At 62.1% G+C, this 14,017-nt stretch carries 13 protein-coding genes; 4 read left to right on the forward strand and 9 right to left on the reverse strand.

The annotated features are described in order from the left end of the window. Positions 1 to 167: 167 nt before the first annotated feature. The 5 genes from VNX23_RS13920 to VNX23_RS13940 form a co-directional block, all read right to left on the reverse strand. The gene (locus VNX23_RS13920) at positions 168 to 2,588 is read right to left on the reverse strand and encodes an aerobic carbon-monoxide dehydrogenase large subunit (protein WP_325630879.1); all 2,421 of its coding nucleotides are present in this window, start codon (positions 2,586 to 2,588) and stop codon (positions 168 to 170) included. Then, positions 2,585 to 3,085: a (2Fe-2S)-binding protein gene (locus VNX23_RS13925; protein ID WP_325630881.1), complete on the reverse strand. Its 501-nt coding sequence runs from the start codon at positions 3,083 to 3,085 to the stop codon at positions 2,585 to 2,587. Before VNX23_RS13925 ends, VNX23_RS13920 begins: the two co-directional genes overlap by 4 nt. Before the next feature lie 104 nt (positions 3,086 to 3,189). Continuing rightward, entirely contained in the window at positions 3,190 to 4,053 is an 864-nt protein-coding gene (locus tag VNX23_RS13930) for a xanthine dehydrogenase family protein subunit M (protein ID WP_325630882.1), read from the reverse strand. 257 nt (positions 4,054 to 4,310) lie between these two features. After that, on the reverse strand, positions 4,311 to 5,549 hold the full coding sequence (locus tag VNX23_RS13935) for an MHYT domain-containing protein (protein ID WP_325630884.1): 1,239 nt from the start codon (positions 5,547 to 5,549) through the stop codon (positions 4,311 to 4,313). Positions 5,550 to 5,638: 89 nt separating this feature from the next. Continuing rightward, positions 5,639 to 6,196, reverse strand: coding sequence for a 6,7-dimethyl-8-ribityllumazine synthase (locus VNX23_RS13940; RefSeq protein ID WP_325630886.1), 558 nt, complete (start codon positions 6,194 to 6,196; stop codon positions 5,639 to 5,641). 279 nt (positions 6,197 to 6,475) lie between these two features. Here VNX23_RS13940 and VNX23_RS13945 point away from each other — a divergent pair, with 279 nt between their 5' ends. The 4 genes from VNX23_RS13945 (at position 6,476) to proC (ending at position 10,924) form a co-directional block, all read left to right on the forward strand. Next, positions 6,476 to 8,011, forward strand: a complete 1,536-nt coding sequence (locus tag VNX23_RS13945; RefSeq protein WP_325630888.1) for a HAMP domain-containing methyl-accepting chemotaxis protein — start codon at positions 6,476 to 6,478, stop codon at positions 8,009 to 8,011. Between the two features lie 61 nt (positions 8,012 to 8,072). Beyond that, positions 8,073 to 8,822, forward strand: a complete 750-nt coding sequence (locus tag VNX23_RS13950; protein WP_325630889.1) for a substrate-binding periplasmic protein — start codon at positions 8,073 to 8,075, stop codon at positions 8,820 to 8,822. A 430-nt stretch (positions 8,823 to 9,252) separates the two neighbouring features. Continuing rightward, positions 9,253 to 9,753: a YbjN domain-containing protein gene (locus VNX23_RS13955; protein WP_325630890.1), complete on the forward strand. Its 501-nt coding sequence runs from the start codon at positions 9,253 to 9,255 to the stop codon at positions 9,751 to 9,753. A 373-nt stretch (positions 9,754 to 10,126) separates the two neighbouring features. After that, on the forward strand, positions 10,127 to 10,924 hold the full coding sequence (proC, locus tag VNX23_RS13960) for a pyrroline-5-carboxylate reductase (protein WP_325630892.1): 798 nt from the start codon (positions 10,127 to 10,129) through the stop codon (positions 10,922 to 10,924). Between the two features lie 165 nt (positions 10,925 to 11,089). On the opposite strand, the gene VNX23_RS13965 is transcribed toward proC, so the two are convergent. The 4 genes from VNX23_RS13965 to VNX23_RS13980 form a co-directional block, all read right to left on the reverse strand. Continuing rightward, positions 11,090 to 11,506, reverse strand: coding sequence for a thioesterase family protein (locus tag VNX23_RS13965; RefSeq protein WP_325630894.1), 417 nt, complete (start codon positions 11,504 to 11,506; stop codon positions 11,090 to 11,092). 132 nt (positions 11,507 to 11,638) lie between these two features. Continuing rightward, entirely contained in the window at positions 11,639 to 11,887 is a 249-nt protein-coding gene (locus tag VNX23_RS13970; RefSeq protein ID WP_325631016.1) for a tautomerase family protein, read from the reverse strand. A 121-nt stretch (positions 11,888 to 12,008) separates the two neighbouring features. Beyond that, positions 12,009 to 13,487, reverse strand: a complete 1,479-nt coding sequence (gene hisS, locus VNX23_RS13975; protein WP_325630896.1) for a histidine--tRNA ligase — start codon at positions 13,485 to 13,487, stop codon at positions 12,009 to 12,011. Between the two features lie 43 nt (positions 13,488 to 13,530). Continuing rightward, on the reverse strand, positions 13,531 to 13,971 hold the full coding sequence (locus VNX23_RS13980; RefSeq protein ID WP_325630898.1) for a YegJ family protein: 441 nt from the start codon (positions 13,969 to 13,971) through the stop codon (positions 13,531 to 13,533). Positions 13,972 to 14,017: the final 46 nt, after the last annotated feature.

The following is a 14,017-nucleotide window of genomic DNA, read 5'->3' on the forward strand; positions in this document are numbered from 1 at the left end:
TGCGTCTCCATGTCGTTCCGGTGCGCTAGCACTGAGCACTCAGTCCAGGTCATTCCGGGATGGTCCGAAGGACCAGACCCGGAATCTAGAGATTCTCTGATGTGCAATTGCACATCATAGTTCGACGCTTCGCATCGCCCCGGAATGACTGCCCAGTGGTAATGTCACTACGCCACCGCGCCCAGCGCCTTCGCCGCCTTCCAGTTGCGCCAGTAATCGTGCGGCATCTGGATGTGGGTCGAGCCCAGGAACGAAAACGCATCGTTGACGGCGTTGGAAAATGCCGGCACGCCACCGACATTCGGGCTTTCGCCGACGCCCTTGGCGCCGATGGGGTGATGCGGCGACGGCGTCACCGTGAAGTCGGTCTCCCAATGCGGCGTCTCGACCGCGGTCGGCATGAAGAAATCCATGAACGAGCCGGTCACGACGTTGCCGCCTTCGTCATAGCGGATTTCCTGGCCCATCGCGATCGCGAAGGCTTCGGTCAATCCGCCATGCACCTGGCCCTCGATGATCATCGGGTTGATGCGGGTGCCGCAATCGTCGAGCGCGTAGAAACGGCGGACCTTGTAGACCCCGGTATCGACGTCGATGTCCATCACGCAGATATACGCGCCGAACGGATAGGTCATGTTGGGCGGATCGTAATAGCTCACCGCCTCCAGCCCGGGTTCCATGCCCGGCGGCACCGAATTGTAGGCCGCCCAGCAGATGTCCTTCATCGACATCTTCTTCTCGGGCAGGCCCTTGACGCGGAAGCCGTCGATATCCCATTCGAGGTCGTCTTCATGCACCTCGAGCTTGTAGGCCGCGATCATCTGCGCCTTGGCCTTGATCTTGCGCGCCGCCATCGCGATCGCGGCGCCCGCGACCGGCGTCGAGCGCGAGCCGTAGGTGCCGAGTCCGTAAGGCGCGGTATCGGTATTGCCCTCCTCCACCATGATGTTGTCGGCGGGGATGCCGATTTCGGTCGCGATGATCTGGGCCCAGGTGGTCTCGTGGCCCTGGCCCTGGCTCTTGGAACCGACGCGCGCTATGCCCGCGCCGGTCGGATGCATGCGGATCTCGCAGGAATCGAACATTGCGATTCCAAGAATGTCGCAATTCTTCGACGGTCCCGCGCCGACGATCTCGGTAAAGAACGACACGCCGATGCCCATGATCTCGCGGGTCTCGCCGCGCTTGAATGCCGCGCGCTTGTCCGCCTGTTCTTGTCGAAGCTCGGCGTATTTCACGCTCTCCATCATCTTGCGCATCGCGGTGTGGTAGTTGCCGGAATCGTATTCCCAGCCCAGCGCCGAGTGATACGGAAACTGCTCCGGCTTGATGAAGTTTTTCAGCCGCAGCTCGGCCGGATCCATCTTCAGCTTCTGGGCGAGAATATCCATCGCGCGCTCGATGCAGTAAGCGGCCTCGGTGACGCGGAACGAGCAGCGATAGGCGACCCCGCCCGGCGCCTTGTTGGAGTAGATGCCGTCGACCGTCAGATGCGCGGTCGGGAAGTCGTAGGAGCCGGTCACGATGTTGAAAAAGCCGGCCGGCCATTTCGACGGATCGGCGCAGGCGTCGAAGGCGCCGTGATCGGCGAGCACGTGGACGCGCAGGCCCGTCACCCTTCCCTCACTGGTCGACGCGATTTCGGTGGTCATGTGGTAATCGCGCGCAAAGGACGTCGCAGTCAGGTTCTCGATGCGGTCTTCGACCCATTTCACGGGCTTTCCGGTGACGATCGACGCCACCGCCGCGCAGATATAGCCGGGATAGGCGCCGACCTTGTTGCCGAAGCCGCCGCCGATATCGGGCGAGATCACGTGGATCTTCTGCTCCGGCAGCTTCGCGATCAGCGACACCACCGTGCGGATCACATGCGGCGCCTGGAACGTTCCCCAGATCGTCAGCTCGCCCTTGACCTTGTCGAACGAGCAGACGCACTGGCAGGTCTCGAGCGGCGACGGATGGGTGCGGTGATAGGAAATCATCTCCTTGATCGTCACCTCCGCCTTGCGGAAGGCCGCATCGGTCAGATCCTTGTCGCCGACCGTCCACTCGAAGATGTGGTTGTGGTGCTTGCGCGGACCGTGCGCGCCCGCGGTCTTGCCCACAAGGTCCTCGCGCAGCACTGGCGCATCCTTGTCCATCGCCTTGAACGGATCGATGATCACCGGCAGCGGCTCGTATTCGACCACCACCTTGGTGACGCCGTCATCGGCGGCATAGCGATCGGTGGCGACCACGAAGGCGACCTCCTGGTTCTGGAACAGCACCTTGCCATCGGCGAGCACCATCTGCACGTCGCCCGCCAGCGTCGGCATCCAGGCGAGGTTGACGGTCTTGAGCGTCTCGGCGGTGATCACCGCCAGTACGCCCGGCACCTTGAGCGCCGCTTCGGAATTGATCGATTTGACACGCGCATGCGCGTGCGGCGAGCGGACGAAATCTCCGTGCAGCATGCCCGGCAGTTTCAGGTCGTCGACATAGCTGCCCCTGCCCTGGGTGAAGCGGATGTCTTCGACGCGCTTGCGTTCGCAGCCCATGCCTTCGAGGGCGGCAGTGCGTTGTTCCCGCGTGGGAGCCATTTCGTTCATTCCGCGGCCTCCTTGAATTCGACGCCGTTGATCTTGCTGGCGGCGTACTGGATTGCCTTGACGATGTTCTGGTAGCCGGTGCAGCGGCAAATGTTGCCGGAGATGCCGATGCGGATCTCTTCCTCCGAAGGCTGCGGATTCTCCTTCAAGAGCCGATGCGCGCGCACGATCATGCCGGGCGTGCAGAAACCGCATTGCAGTCCGTGCATCATGCGAAAACCTTCCTGCAGCGCCGAGAGCGAGCCGTCGGCATTGGCCATGCCTTCGATGGTGGTGATGTCGGAGCCTTGCGCCTGCACGGCGAAAACGGTGCAGCTCTTCACCGACATGCCGTCGAGATCGACGGTGCAGGCGCCGCAATGGGTGGTCTCGCAGCCGACATGGGTGCCGGTGAGCGAGAGATTTTCGCGCAGGAAATGCACCAGCAGCGTGCGCGGTTCGACGAGGCCTTCGACCTCGGCGCCGTTCACTTTCATGGTCACATGGGTCTTTGCCATTTTCGTTTCCCTCTCAGAGCATGATCCCGAAAAGTGGAAGCCGGTTTTCGGACAAGATCACGCTCAATTGAAAAAAGGCTGGGGTCTGATCGCTTGATCAGGCCTCAGCCGACGCGAGACGCGGCACGCTGCAGCGCGCGCATCACCATGATGCCGCCGACATGCCTGCGGTACTCGACCGGTCCGCGCGCATCCGCTGCCGGCGACATGATCGCCTGTGCGGCTGCCGCGGCCTTTTTCAGCGCGGCCTGATCGAGGCTCGTTCCGATCACGGCCTTGGCGGCGTCGGTTGCGAGCAGCGGCGTTTCGTGCAGGTTGGTGAGTCCGATCGCGCAAGTTGCGACGTCACCGCCCGACATCGTCAGCACCACCGCCGCCGCCGCCGTGGCATAGTCGCCGACCTTGCGTTTGAGCTTCTCATAGGCGTAACCGTGACCGGCGGCGGGTACAGGTATCGAGATCGCGGTCAGGATTTCGCCGGGCTCGAGCGAGGTGAAATAGGCACCCTGGTAGAAGTCGGACGCCGCAATTTCCCGTGCCCCGCCAGCGCCTTCGAGCCGGTAGCTGGCGCCGAGCACCATCATCAGGGCCGGCATGTCGTTGCCCGGATCGCCGTTGGCGACATTGCCGCCGATCGTGCCGCGGTAACGCACTTGAGGATCGGCTATCAGAATCGCGGTCTCGCGCAGGATTGGCAGCGATCCGGCGATTTCTTCCGAGGCGAGCAGTTCGTGCTGGGTGGTCATCGCGCCGATCACGATATTGTTGCCGTTGCGGCGGATGCCTTTCAGGCCGGCGATTCCGTGCAGATCGACCAGATGTTCGGGGGTTGCCAGCCGAAGCTTCATCATCGGAACCAGGCTGTGACCACCGGCAAGGGGGCGGGCTTCGTCGCCCAAGGTCGAGAGCAGTTTGACCGCGTCGGCGAGCGTCGCAGGCCGGTGATAGCTGAACGGGCCAGGAATCATCGTTTCCTCCATGCGTCTCTATGTTTTGGCGCGTATTCTTCTCGCAAAACCGCAAACTCCACTTTTGCGGAATACGCTCCTTTTTGGCGCGTATTCTTCTCGCAAAACCGCAAACTCCACTTTTGCGGAATACGCGCTTGATCCAGACGTCGGAGGAAGGCTCTGCCCGGATTTGTTCATAGACAAGGCGACGGCGAAGGCTTCGTCACCGGTGGAAGGAATTCGCACGAAATGCGCCTTGGCGCGCACGAAATGCGTCAGGCTTGGCGACCCATTCCGGCCTGGTGATTGTGATGGTTGCGCTTGGCAAGGCCGAGCCGGGCCTTGACCTCGGCGATCTTGGCGCGGCTGACGGGAACGCGGTGCGGCGTCGGCCCGTCAAGCTCAATCACGGCGCCGTCGCCTTCCTTGCGCACGAAAGTGACATGCGCCATTGCCACGATATGGCTGCGATGCACCCGCACGAACAATCCGGGATCGAGCTGCGCCTCGGCTTCCGAGATCGACCACGGGCACATCCGCTCGCGGATGCCGTCATGCACCCTTGTATAGTGGGCATCGGCCCGGACGCTGCGCACGTCGGCCGTATCTATGAAGTGAGTGCCGTCGGCGCCCTCGACCGGAAGCCGCGGCACGGGAGCGGGGCGCGGCGGCTGGCCCAATCCGCCGAGCGGCGCCGAGGTCAGGCGTGGGAAGCTGGTTGCCGCTGCTTCGGGCCATTTCACCTCGAGCGGCGATCCTGCCGTCGGACCGGCCGCGACTGTCGGCACCGGCGCCTGGCGCCGCGGATCTGGCACCAGCGACAACAGGAAACCCGCGGCAATCACAAAGCAGAGCACGGCCACGACCACCGAGAGGATTTGCGGCGAGGCAACCAGTCCGCCAGCGAGCTGGTGGTGGGCGAGATCCGATTTCGGGACGAAATGCATGCCATACATCGCAGTGTAATGCATGCCGGACACCGCGATGCCGAACGCGATGGCGCTCAAGGTCAGGCGGATGCCGTCCTGGCGGGCGAGGAACGCGCGCAGGCCGCCATAGGCCGCGGCGATCGCGATGACGATCGACAGCATGACCATCGCGCCGTCATGGGTGATGGCGAAATCGCCGGCAAGGCCATGAATGCCGACATAATGCATGCTCACGATCCCGGCCCCGAGCAGCACGGCCGAGGAGATCACGCGCCGATGCGACGGCTCGCCGATACTGAGAAAGAACAGGGATACGCCGACCACGAGTGCACAGATCAGGAATGACACGAGGGTCGGAAGCACCAGATAGCCGGCGTCGGCGGGAATCGGTGCCGCCAGCACGCCGACAAAATGCATGGTCCAGATTCCGACGGCGAGGAAGGCGGCCGCGCCGGACAACAGCACCCGACGGCTTACGCCCGGCATCGTGCGGATGCGCGCCGCAAGCCCGAAACCGGTAAAACCTCCCAGGATCGCGACCACCACCGAGAGCGCGACGAGATAGGGATCGTGTCCTTCGAACATGATCTTCTCGGCCCCCCGTCTCCACGGGGCGGCCTCCTCCCGCCCTCAGTTTACAGGTGCGCGGACCGAAATGACAATTCTGTCGCGCCTTACCCAATGATCCCGGCCGCGACCTGCCCGCGCAAGCGCTCCAGGCTGAGCAGCGTCTTGGCGCAGGCCTCCGCGACCTCGGCACCCATGACTGCAAAATGCTTGCGGAAGAAGTCGAAATGCGCGGCTGTATGGTGGAACTGTTCCGGCGTCACTACGGCGGAGAACACCGGCACTTCCGTGCGCAGCTGCACATCCATCAACGCCTTGATCACGGTTTCGGCGATGTATTCGTCGTCGATCACGAGCCCTGCCGCGACGATGGCGTTGTAGCGTCTCGTCTTGGCAAGGAGCTGCACGTGCAGCGGGATCTCGAACGAGCCCGGCACCTCGAACACGTCGACCTGCGCGCGCGGAACGTGGCGCGCCTCGATCTCGGCGAGGAAAGCGAGGCGGCACTCCGCGACCACCTCAGGGTGCCAGGCCGACTGCACAAAGGCAATGCGCTGCGGTCTTGCAAAGCGCGGGTGTTCGGTACGGCGCTCGGTGGTTTCGGAGGAAGCCTGGAGTTCGGAAGAGTCGTTTGCGCCGGCTCGTTCTTGCGACGTCTGATTCATGGCGTTCCGTTCCTCTTCTGGTCGTCCGATCCTAACATTGGCTACAGGTTTTGGAGGCGGATTTTTGAATGTGAGAATTGCAGGACCACCGGCAAAGATGGATTTCCGGTGGAGTTTTGCATCTGACATTCGCTTTTGCCGGCCGCGGCCAGTTCGGGTGCGCGCGCCGCGGCCGATCTAGCTTTGCGAGAACTTTGGCCGTTTTGCTACCTGTGATTACGGAAATCCTTAAGGTTTTCAGATTAACAACGCGCCAGAGCTGACTCGGGGGTTGGGGACATGCTGCTGAGAATGAAGCTGATTGTGCCCGTGATGGTGCTCGTGGGCTCGCTCGCTTTCGCGTTCAATACGTTCGTCATCTATCGCCAATATGCGGAAGATCGCGACCAGCTGGTGCAGGATGCAACCGTTGTTGCGCAGCTTCAGGCCGGCGCAGTTGCCCCAAGCGTGTGGGATCTCGACAACGCAAGGGTAAAAGAAATTCTGCACGGACTGGCCGCCTACCCGGACTTCGTGTCAGGCGAAATCACCGATGCCGAGGGCAAGCAGATTGCACGCGAAGGTAATCCGGATGCGCCGGGATCGCTGCAGGTCCCGGTGACGGACATCGTGCGGACGGAAGCCGGCAAGAAGCATGTCATCGGCCATCTTGCCATGCGAATTTCGGCGCAAAGCGTGGTGACCGTAACCTGGCAACACGTCTGGATCGGCATGGCGAGCTTCGCCGTGCTGATGATCCTGTGCGCCGGAGGTCTTTGGATCGCCGTGCGCCGCGTCACGTCTCCCCTCCTCGAACTTGCCAACGCGATGCACTCGCTGGCTCAAGGCGATCGCGATATCGAGATCGCCTTCGTCGACCGCACCGACGAAGTCGGCACGATGGCGAAGTCCGTCGAGGTTTTCCGTTCGAACGCATCCGAACGCGATCGTCTCGAGGTGGAAACCCGGCAGGCCGCGGCTGAACGCCAAAACCGAGACCGGTCGCTTGCCGAGAATTTCGAGGCCATGGTCAAGCGCGTTGTCGAAGCCGTGCTGGCTTCCTCTGCGACGCTTCATTCGTCCGTGAACTCGATGACAGAGACCGCCGATGCGACCTCCCACCAGACCAATACGGTCGCAGAAGCATCGCAGAATGCCCTACGCAACGTGCAGGCGGTTGCGGCCGCGGTGGAAGAATTGTCGGCGACGGGGGCGGAAATCAGCCGTAAGGTTTCCGATTCGATTCAGATTGCCGAGCGCGCGGTGACGGAGGCCGATCGTACCAACGGAACCGTGCGAGGACTGGCTGACGCCGCCGACAAGATCGGCAAGGTCGTCGACATGATCAATGACATTGCGGGCCAAACCAACCTTTTGGCCCTCAATGCCACCATCGAGGCGGCGCGCGCGGGGGATGCGGGCAAAGGCTTCGCGGTCGTTGCCTCCGAGGTAAAGAATCTTGCCAACCAGACGGCAAAAGCAACCGACGAGATCGCTGCCCAGATCGCCGGGATGCAGCAGGTTACGAAAGAGGCTGCGGGCGCCATCGGTTCGATCAGCGGCATCATCGGGGAAATCAATGCGATTTCCGCCGTCATGGCCCAGTCGATCCGCCAGCAGGACGACGCGACGCGCGAAATTGCGCTCAACATTCAACGCACCTCGGCCGGGGCGAGCGAGGTCATAAGCACGATCGGCAATGTCGCCGGGGCCGTAGCCGAGACGGGCCGGGTGGCCAAGGGCGTGCTCGGCTATTCCAGCGAACTCAACAAGCAGGCGACGACGTTGCAGGGAGAAGTCGAGGTTTTCCTCGGGACGATCAGAAAAGCCGGGTGAAGACCGTGACGCGGGAACCCAGTTGCCAATCATCAGGCAGCCAACCGATCAAGGATCGATCATGACCAAAGCCAAAATCCTCACCGCGATGGCAATCGCTCTCGTGGTTCTGAGCGCTTCTCCTGCACGGGCCGACTCGATCGTGCTCTACGGGAATGTCCAGCAACCGCCCAAGGCCTGGCTTGACGGCGAAACGCCCAAGGGTTTCGCGGTTGAGGCCGCCGTCGAGGTGCTCAAGCGGGCCGGCTATGACGTCACCGTGACGCTGCTGCCGTTTGCGAGGGCGATGGAGAAAACCACCGAAGGCGGCGTGATGACGGGCGTGTTCCTGTCCGCCGAGCGCGCCAAGATCTACGACTATTCCGCGCCGCTCATCAGCGAGGATGTGATCGTGGCCGTTGCCAAGGGAAAAGAGTTTCCGTTCGACAAGGCCGCCGACTTTGCCGGAAAGAAAATCGGTCTTCAGGACACTTTCTTCTACGGTGACGAGTTTGCCGCCGCGGCCCCGCAGCTGACGCTCGACAAAGACTCCTCGCCGAGCCTGCGGGCCAAGAAGCTGTCCGCCGGCCGTGTCGATGCCGCGCTATTCAATCCCGGCAAGACTGCATTCCTCAACAGCGCCAAGGAGGCCGGGCTGTCGGCAGACGATTTCAGCGTGTTGCCAAAGCCCCTTGCCAAGCTTGGCAATTACCTGATCGTCGGGAAAAACGTGGCGGGAGGCGTGGAGACTCTGGCGCGGATCAACAAGGCCATTGCGTCGGCGAGCGCCGACGGCACGCTTGCCAAGATCATGGCCAGATACGACCAGTAAGCTGAGCGATAAGGGCTTGAGCCACGCACGCGCGCGGCTCATCCCCGCACGCACGATCCGCATCTTGCGCAAAAACCGGTTCCGGCGGCGCGTCGATGCGCGGGTCCGGATCATGCTTGAGCCCATGAATTAAGGAAAAATTAACGATTTGGGCGCCGAATGAATCCGATTCCGGTTCGTTCTCGCCGCAAAAGTTAAGCAAAAGTTAACGACCTCGAACAGCTGTGGAAAGATCGGAGCTTTGCCTGTGGATGGACTCCGCGTGCGGTTGCGCGGATTCCGCAAATCACATCACTTCATCCCGGCAAGCCCCGATCCTGACGCAGGTTGGACCATCAGGGAACTGCAATCGGCAGCGACGCAAAGCGCGCGTCGGCGTGCAGCGTGCGTATCAGCCTCGTATCCGAAGTAAAGGCAAGGTCGAGACGGCATGTCCCTCCTCGAAGGCATCATCGATTCCCCGAACCATCCGCTTGCGGTGGTCGAGGATCTCGCCGCGAACAACAATCTGCCGTTCGAACGCTCGGGCGAGGACGAGGTCACGATTGTCTCCAAGGGCGACTGGACTGATTACCAGCTCTCCTTCACCTGGATGAGCGAGATCGAGGCGCTGCATCTGGCCTGCGCCTTCGACATGAAGATTCCGGAACCGCGCCGGGCCGAGGTGCAGCGGCTGATCGCCTCGATCAACGAGCAATTATGGGTCGGACACTTCGACATCTGGACCCACACCGGCATGATCATGTATCGCCAGGCGCTGGTGCTGCCGGGCGGCATGGCGGCCTCGAGCGCACAATGCGAGACCATGCTGGTGAGCGCGGTGCACGCCTGCGAACGCTATTATCCATCGTTCCAGTTCGTGGTCTGGGCCGGCAAGTCCGCGCCCGAGGCAATGACCGCGGCGATGTTCGACACCGAGGGCCAGGCGTAGGCGGGATGAGGCCGGATGGCCTCCATATATCCGGTGTCGTCCCTGCGAAAGCAGGGACCCATACGCCGTGATTTCGTTGCTTGAGCAAGAAGCTTGTGGCCTGCCTTCCGCTTCACTAGTGCCGCCTATTTGAAGTTCCTACGCCACGAGCGGCAAACCGGTTCAGGAACTTCAAATAGAAAAAGCGGCACTAGAATCATAAATTTGCTAGTGCCCTTGACTTTTCGAAGTTCGTAAAAGGAGGTGCTGCGATAGAGTACGAACTTCGAAAAGTGGGCACTAGAACCGACAGTGGTTATGGGTCCCGGCGTTCGCCGGGAGGACGGATTTATTTGTGGTGACAATGGTGAACGGCAACACCTTGGGAAGCCTTATGGGCACCGTCGTTCTCGCCGGCGCGGGCAAGATGGGCGGCGCCATGCTGTCGGGATGGCTGGCGCAGGGACTCGATGCCAGGCGCGTCATGGTGATCGAGCCGCATCCTTCCGACGAGATCCGCGTACTGGCCGGCGCAGGCGTGCGCCTCAATCCCTCACCGAAAGACATCGGCGACGTCGCAGCACTGGTGGTTGCACTGAAGCCGCAGGCATTTCGCGAGGCCGGCCCAGCTCTCAAACCATTTGCCGGCCCGGCCACGCTGGTCGTGTCGATCATGGCAGGAATGACCATCGCCTCCGTCGCGGAAGTTTGCGGCGGCAATGTCGTGCGCGCGATGCCGAATACGCCGGCGGCCATCGGCCGCGGCATCACGGTTGCGGTGGGGGCGAACAACGTCGGGAGCGCACAACGGGCGACCGCGGATGCCTTGCTGCGCGCCATCGGCTCGGTCGAGTGGGTCGAGGATGAGAGTTTGATGGATGCGGTGACCGCGGTTTCCGGATCGGGCCCGGCCTATGTCTTTCTTCTGGCCGAAGAACTGGCGCGCGCCGGTGTCGCAGCCGGATTGCCGGAGGAGCTTGCCACCAAACTTGCGCGGGAAACGCTGGCAGGCTCCGGCGAATTGTTGCATCGCTCCGATCTTTCGGCGGCGACCCTGCGCCAGAACGTCACCTCGCCCGGCGGCACCACGGCAGCCGCACTGGAAGTGCTGATGGGAGCCGACGGCCTGCAGTTGCTGATGACGCGCGCGGTCGCAGCCGCAACACGGCGCTCGAAGGAACTGGCGAAGTAACACCAATTCTGCTCCGGCGCGTCATGGCCGGGCATAGCCGTTCGAAGAACGGCGTCGCTTCCGCTCGCCTATGCCCGGCCATCCACGTCTTTCTTCCGAATGCATGCAAAGACGTGGATGCCCGGCACAAGGCCGGGCACGACGAACATCTCCGTCAACCGGTCCTTATTGCCGGCGCCAACTGGCCTGGTTCCCACCGAAGCGCTTGGTAAAACTATCGACATTGACCAGACCGCGGGTGTGGCGGCCTTCGCCGATGCGGCGCTTGTCGTCAAACGCTTCGACCTCGAAGCGGATCAAGCGCCGTTCCACCGCGACCACCCGCGCGGTGGTGCGCACCGGCGCGCCGACCGGGGTTGCGGCAAGATGGCGGACATCGACCTCGGTGCCGACCGTGATCCAGCCCGGTTCAAGGCAAGATTTAATGGCGTCCCCGGATGCGAGCTCCATCTCCAAAATCATCATCGGCGTCGCGTAGACCATCGGCATGCCCTTGACGAAATGCCCCACCGTCCGCTCCGGCGGCACGATCAGGTTTCGCTCGGCACTCATGCCGATTTTGATGATGTCGCGTGCGTCCATGATTTCGATCCGGTCGTACCGGCGAACGCCGGGACCCATACCGCGTGATGGTGCGGGAGGCAGGATGGCAGACGCCGTCGAAAATCTGCGCCTGTGGTTATGGGTCCCCGCTTTCGCTGGACGACGAGGAGACTATTTCTTCGCAGCGGCGGCGCGCTCGACGAATGTCTTGCCGCCCTTCATCTTGTGGTGCAGCGGCGCCTCGTTGATCTGGATCACGACATTGTCGGCATCGACGCCGAGATTCTTCACCAGCGCCTGGGTGATGTCGCGCATCATGCCGATCTTCTGTTCTTCCGTGCGGCCCGCGGCCATGCTGATCGTGATCTCCGGCATTTTGAACTCCCTCTTTAACTTCCTGCAACTTACCGCGTTCGGAATGGCCGCGCTCGCTTAAGGCCATCCGTGCTTTCCCTACCAGACAAAAGCCCTTGCACAATGAGACATCTGCGCACGTCTGTTGAAGCCGAACCTGCATGCCGAACATGACTATTGGGATGGACTATATCCATGTCACGTTATGCCGGGCCAGCACGTCGCGTACTTTGGCGACAAGCTCGTCCTCCCTGCACGAAAATTGCGCAGGTCGGGTCTCGCGCCACTCCTGATTGGAGGCAATCGCGGCCGCCGCCTTGGCGCCCTCGATCAAGTCCTTGATCTGCACCTCGCCGCGCGATTTTTCATCCGAGCCCTGAATGATCACGCAAGGCGAGTTGCGGCGATCGGCGTATTTGAGCTGATTACCCATGTTCTTCGGGTTGCCGAGATAAAGCTCGGCGCGGATGCCGGCACTTCGCAAACTCGCTACCATCTTCTGGTAGTCGGCGAGGCGATCGCGGTCGAACACGGTCACGACCACGGGGCCGAATTCGGGTCGGGTGTCGAGCTGACCGAGCATGGTCAGCGCGGCCTGCAGCCGCGACACCCCGATCGAAAATCCGGTCGCCGGCACGATCTCACCGCGAAAGCGCGAGACGAGACCGTCATAACGCCCGCCGCCGCCGACCGAGCCGAAACGCACGGGGCGGCCCTTCTCGTCCTTGGTGTCGAGCAGCAGTTCTACTTCGTAGACCGCACCTGTGTAATATTCGAGGCCGCGGACGACGGAAGGATCGATGATGATACGATCAGGGCCATAGCCGGAGGCGACAACGAGCTGACTGATTTCCTCGAGCTCCGCGTGCCCCTGCTTGCCGATCTCGCTCTCGCGCAATCTGGTATCGGTCGCGGATTTCTCGCCCGTTTGGATCGCGCCGATCACGAGCGCTATGTCGGCGGCGCTCAATCCGGCGCCTTTCGTAAAGTCACCCGATACATCCTTGCGACCTTCGCCAAGCAGTTGCGCGACGCCGGCGATCCCGAGTCGATCGAGCTTGTCGATCGCCCGCATCACGGTCAGCCATTGTCCGTCATCGGTGACGCCGATCGCATCTCTCACCCCATCGAGCACCTTGCGGTTATTCACCTTGACCACATAGGAGCCGCGCGGGATGCCGAGCGCTTCCATCGTGTCGGCGGCCATCATGCACATTTCGGCATCCGCAGCGGGAGACGACGAACCCACGGTGTCGGCATCGAACTGCATGAACTGGCGGAAGCGGCCGGGACCCGGCTTCTCGTTGCGGTAGACGTAACCGACGCGATAGCTGCGGTAGGGTTTTGGCAGCGTGTCGAAATTTTCCGCAACGTAGCGCGCGAGCGGCGCGGTCAGATCGTAGCGCAGCGAAATCCATTGCTCGTCGTCGTCCTGCAGCGAGAACACGCCCTCGTTGGGCCGGTCCTGGTCGGGCAGGAATTTTCCCAGCGCATCGGTATATTCGAACGCCGGCGTCTCCACCGGCTCGAAGCCGTAGCGCTCGTAGACCGAGCGTATCCTTTCCAGCATCGCACGCGTCGCCGCGATCTCGGCGGGCCCGCGATCGGCGAGCCCACGCGGCAGGCGGGCTTTGAGCTTTTGCGGCTTTTTCGGTTTCTCGGCCATGAGGCGCGTTGGTATCAGCCGGGACGGCGAGCGGCAACCCGGTTCAATGTGGCGGCTGCTCCATCCGCGCGCGCATGGCGTCGGCGTCTTCTTTCGGCATCGACTTCAGCAGCAGCTTGAGGGTCTCGCCGCCGACGATCTTTTCATTCCGCATGAACATCCAGTCGGAGATATCGGCCTGTTCGAATTCGGTCTGATCGCCGATGTTCTTGCCTGGCAGATCATTCGGCTCGTTGGCGAACCGGCCGGAATAATTGCCATCCGGAAGCTTCTCCACGTCGGCCATCCAAATGTGCTCGACGTAGCCATCACCAGCAAAACGAACTTTCAGGCAATGACCTGACTCTGTCGGCTTCGGCGCATCGTAGGAAGCCCAGAACGTCGGAAGCGTGTCGCGGGCACGGGCGATCGCGGCGTTCATCTCGGCATCAGCCGCACGAACGCCAATGACCGGCGGATCGTGCTCCGTCAGAAATTTAGCCATACCGTCACCCCAAAGTTGCAAGGCTCGAGTGTTCGTCGTTCATCCT

It is taken from the genome of Bradyrhizobium sp. (assembly GCF_035570375.1).
In the GTDB taxonomy this organism is placed as follows: domain Bacteria; phylum Pseudomonadota; class Alphaproteobacteria; order Rhizobiales; family Xanthobacteraceae; genus Bradyrhizobium.

Excerpts from the sequence above, each read along its gene's own strand:
- VNX23_RS13920 (WP_325630879.1), bottom strand. The coding sequence starts at position 2,588 with ATGAACGAAATGGCTCCCACGCGGGAACAACGCACTGCCGCCCTCGAA.
- VNX23_RS13925 (WP_325630881.1), bottom strand. The coding sequence starts at position 3,085 with ATGGCAAAGACCCATGTGACCATGAAAGTGAACGGCGCCGAGGTCGAA.
- VNX23_RS13930 (WP_325630882.1), bottom strand. The coding sequence starts at position 4,053 with ATGATTCCTGGCCCGTTCAGCTATCACCGGCCTGCGACGCTCGCCGAC.
- VNX23_RS13935 (WP_325630884.1), bottom strand. The coding sequence starts at position 5,549 with ATGTTCGAAGGACACGATCCCTATCTCGTCGCGCTCTCGGTGGTGGTC.
- VNX23_RS13940 (WP_325630886.1), bottom strand. The coding sequence starts at position 6,196 with ATGAATCAGACGTCGCAAGAACGAGCCGGCGCAAACGACTCTTCCGAA.
- VNX23_RS13945 (WP_325630888.1), top strand. The coding sequence starts at position 6,476 with ATGCTGCTGAGAATGAAGCTGATTGTGCCCGTGATGGTGCTCGTGGGC.
- VNX23_RS13950 (WP_325630889.1), top strand. The coding sequence starts at position 8,073 with ATGACCAAAGCCAAAATCCTCACCGCGATGGCAATCGCTCTCGTGGTT.
- VNX23_RS13955 (WP_325630890.1), top strand. The coding sequence starts at position 9,253 with ATGTCCCTCCTCGAAGGCATCATCGATTCCCCGAACCATCCGCTTGCG.
- proC (WP_325630892.1), top strand. The coding sequence starts at position 10,127 with ATGGGCACCGTCGTTCTCGCCGGCGCGGGCAAGATGGGCGGCGCCATG.
- VNX23_RS13965 (WP_325630894.1), bottom strand. The coding sequence starts at position 11,506 with ATGGACGCACGCGACATCATCAAAATCGGCATGAGTGCCGAGCGAAAC.
- hisS (WP_325630896.1), bottom strand. The coding sequence starts at position 13,487 with ATGGCCGAGAAACCGAAAAAGCCGCAAAAGCTCAAAGCCCGCCTGCCG.
- VNX23_RS13980 (WP_325630898.1), bottom strand. The coding sequence starts at position 13,971 with ATGGCTAAATTTCTGACGGAGCACGATCCGCCGGTCATTGGCGTTCGT.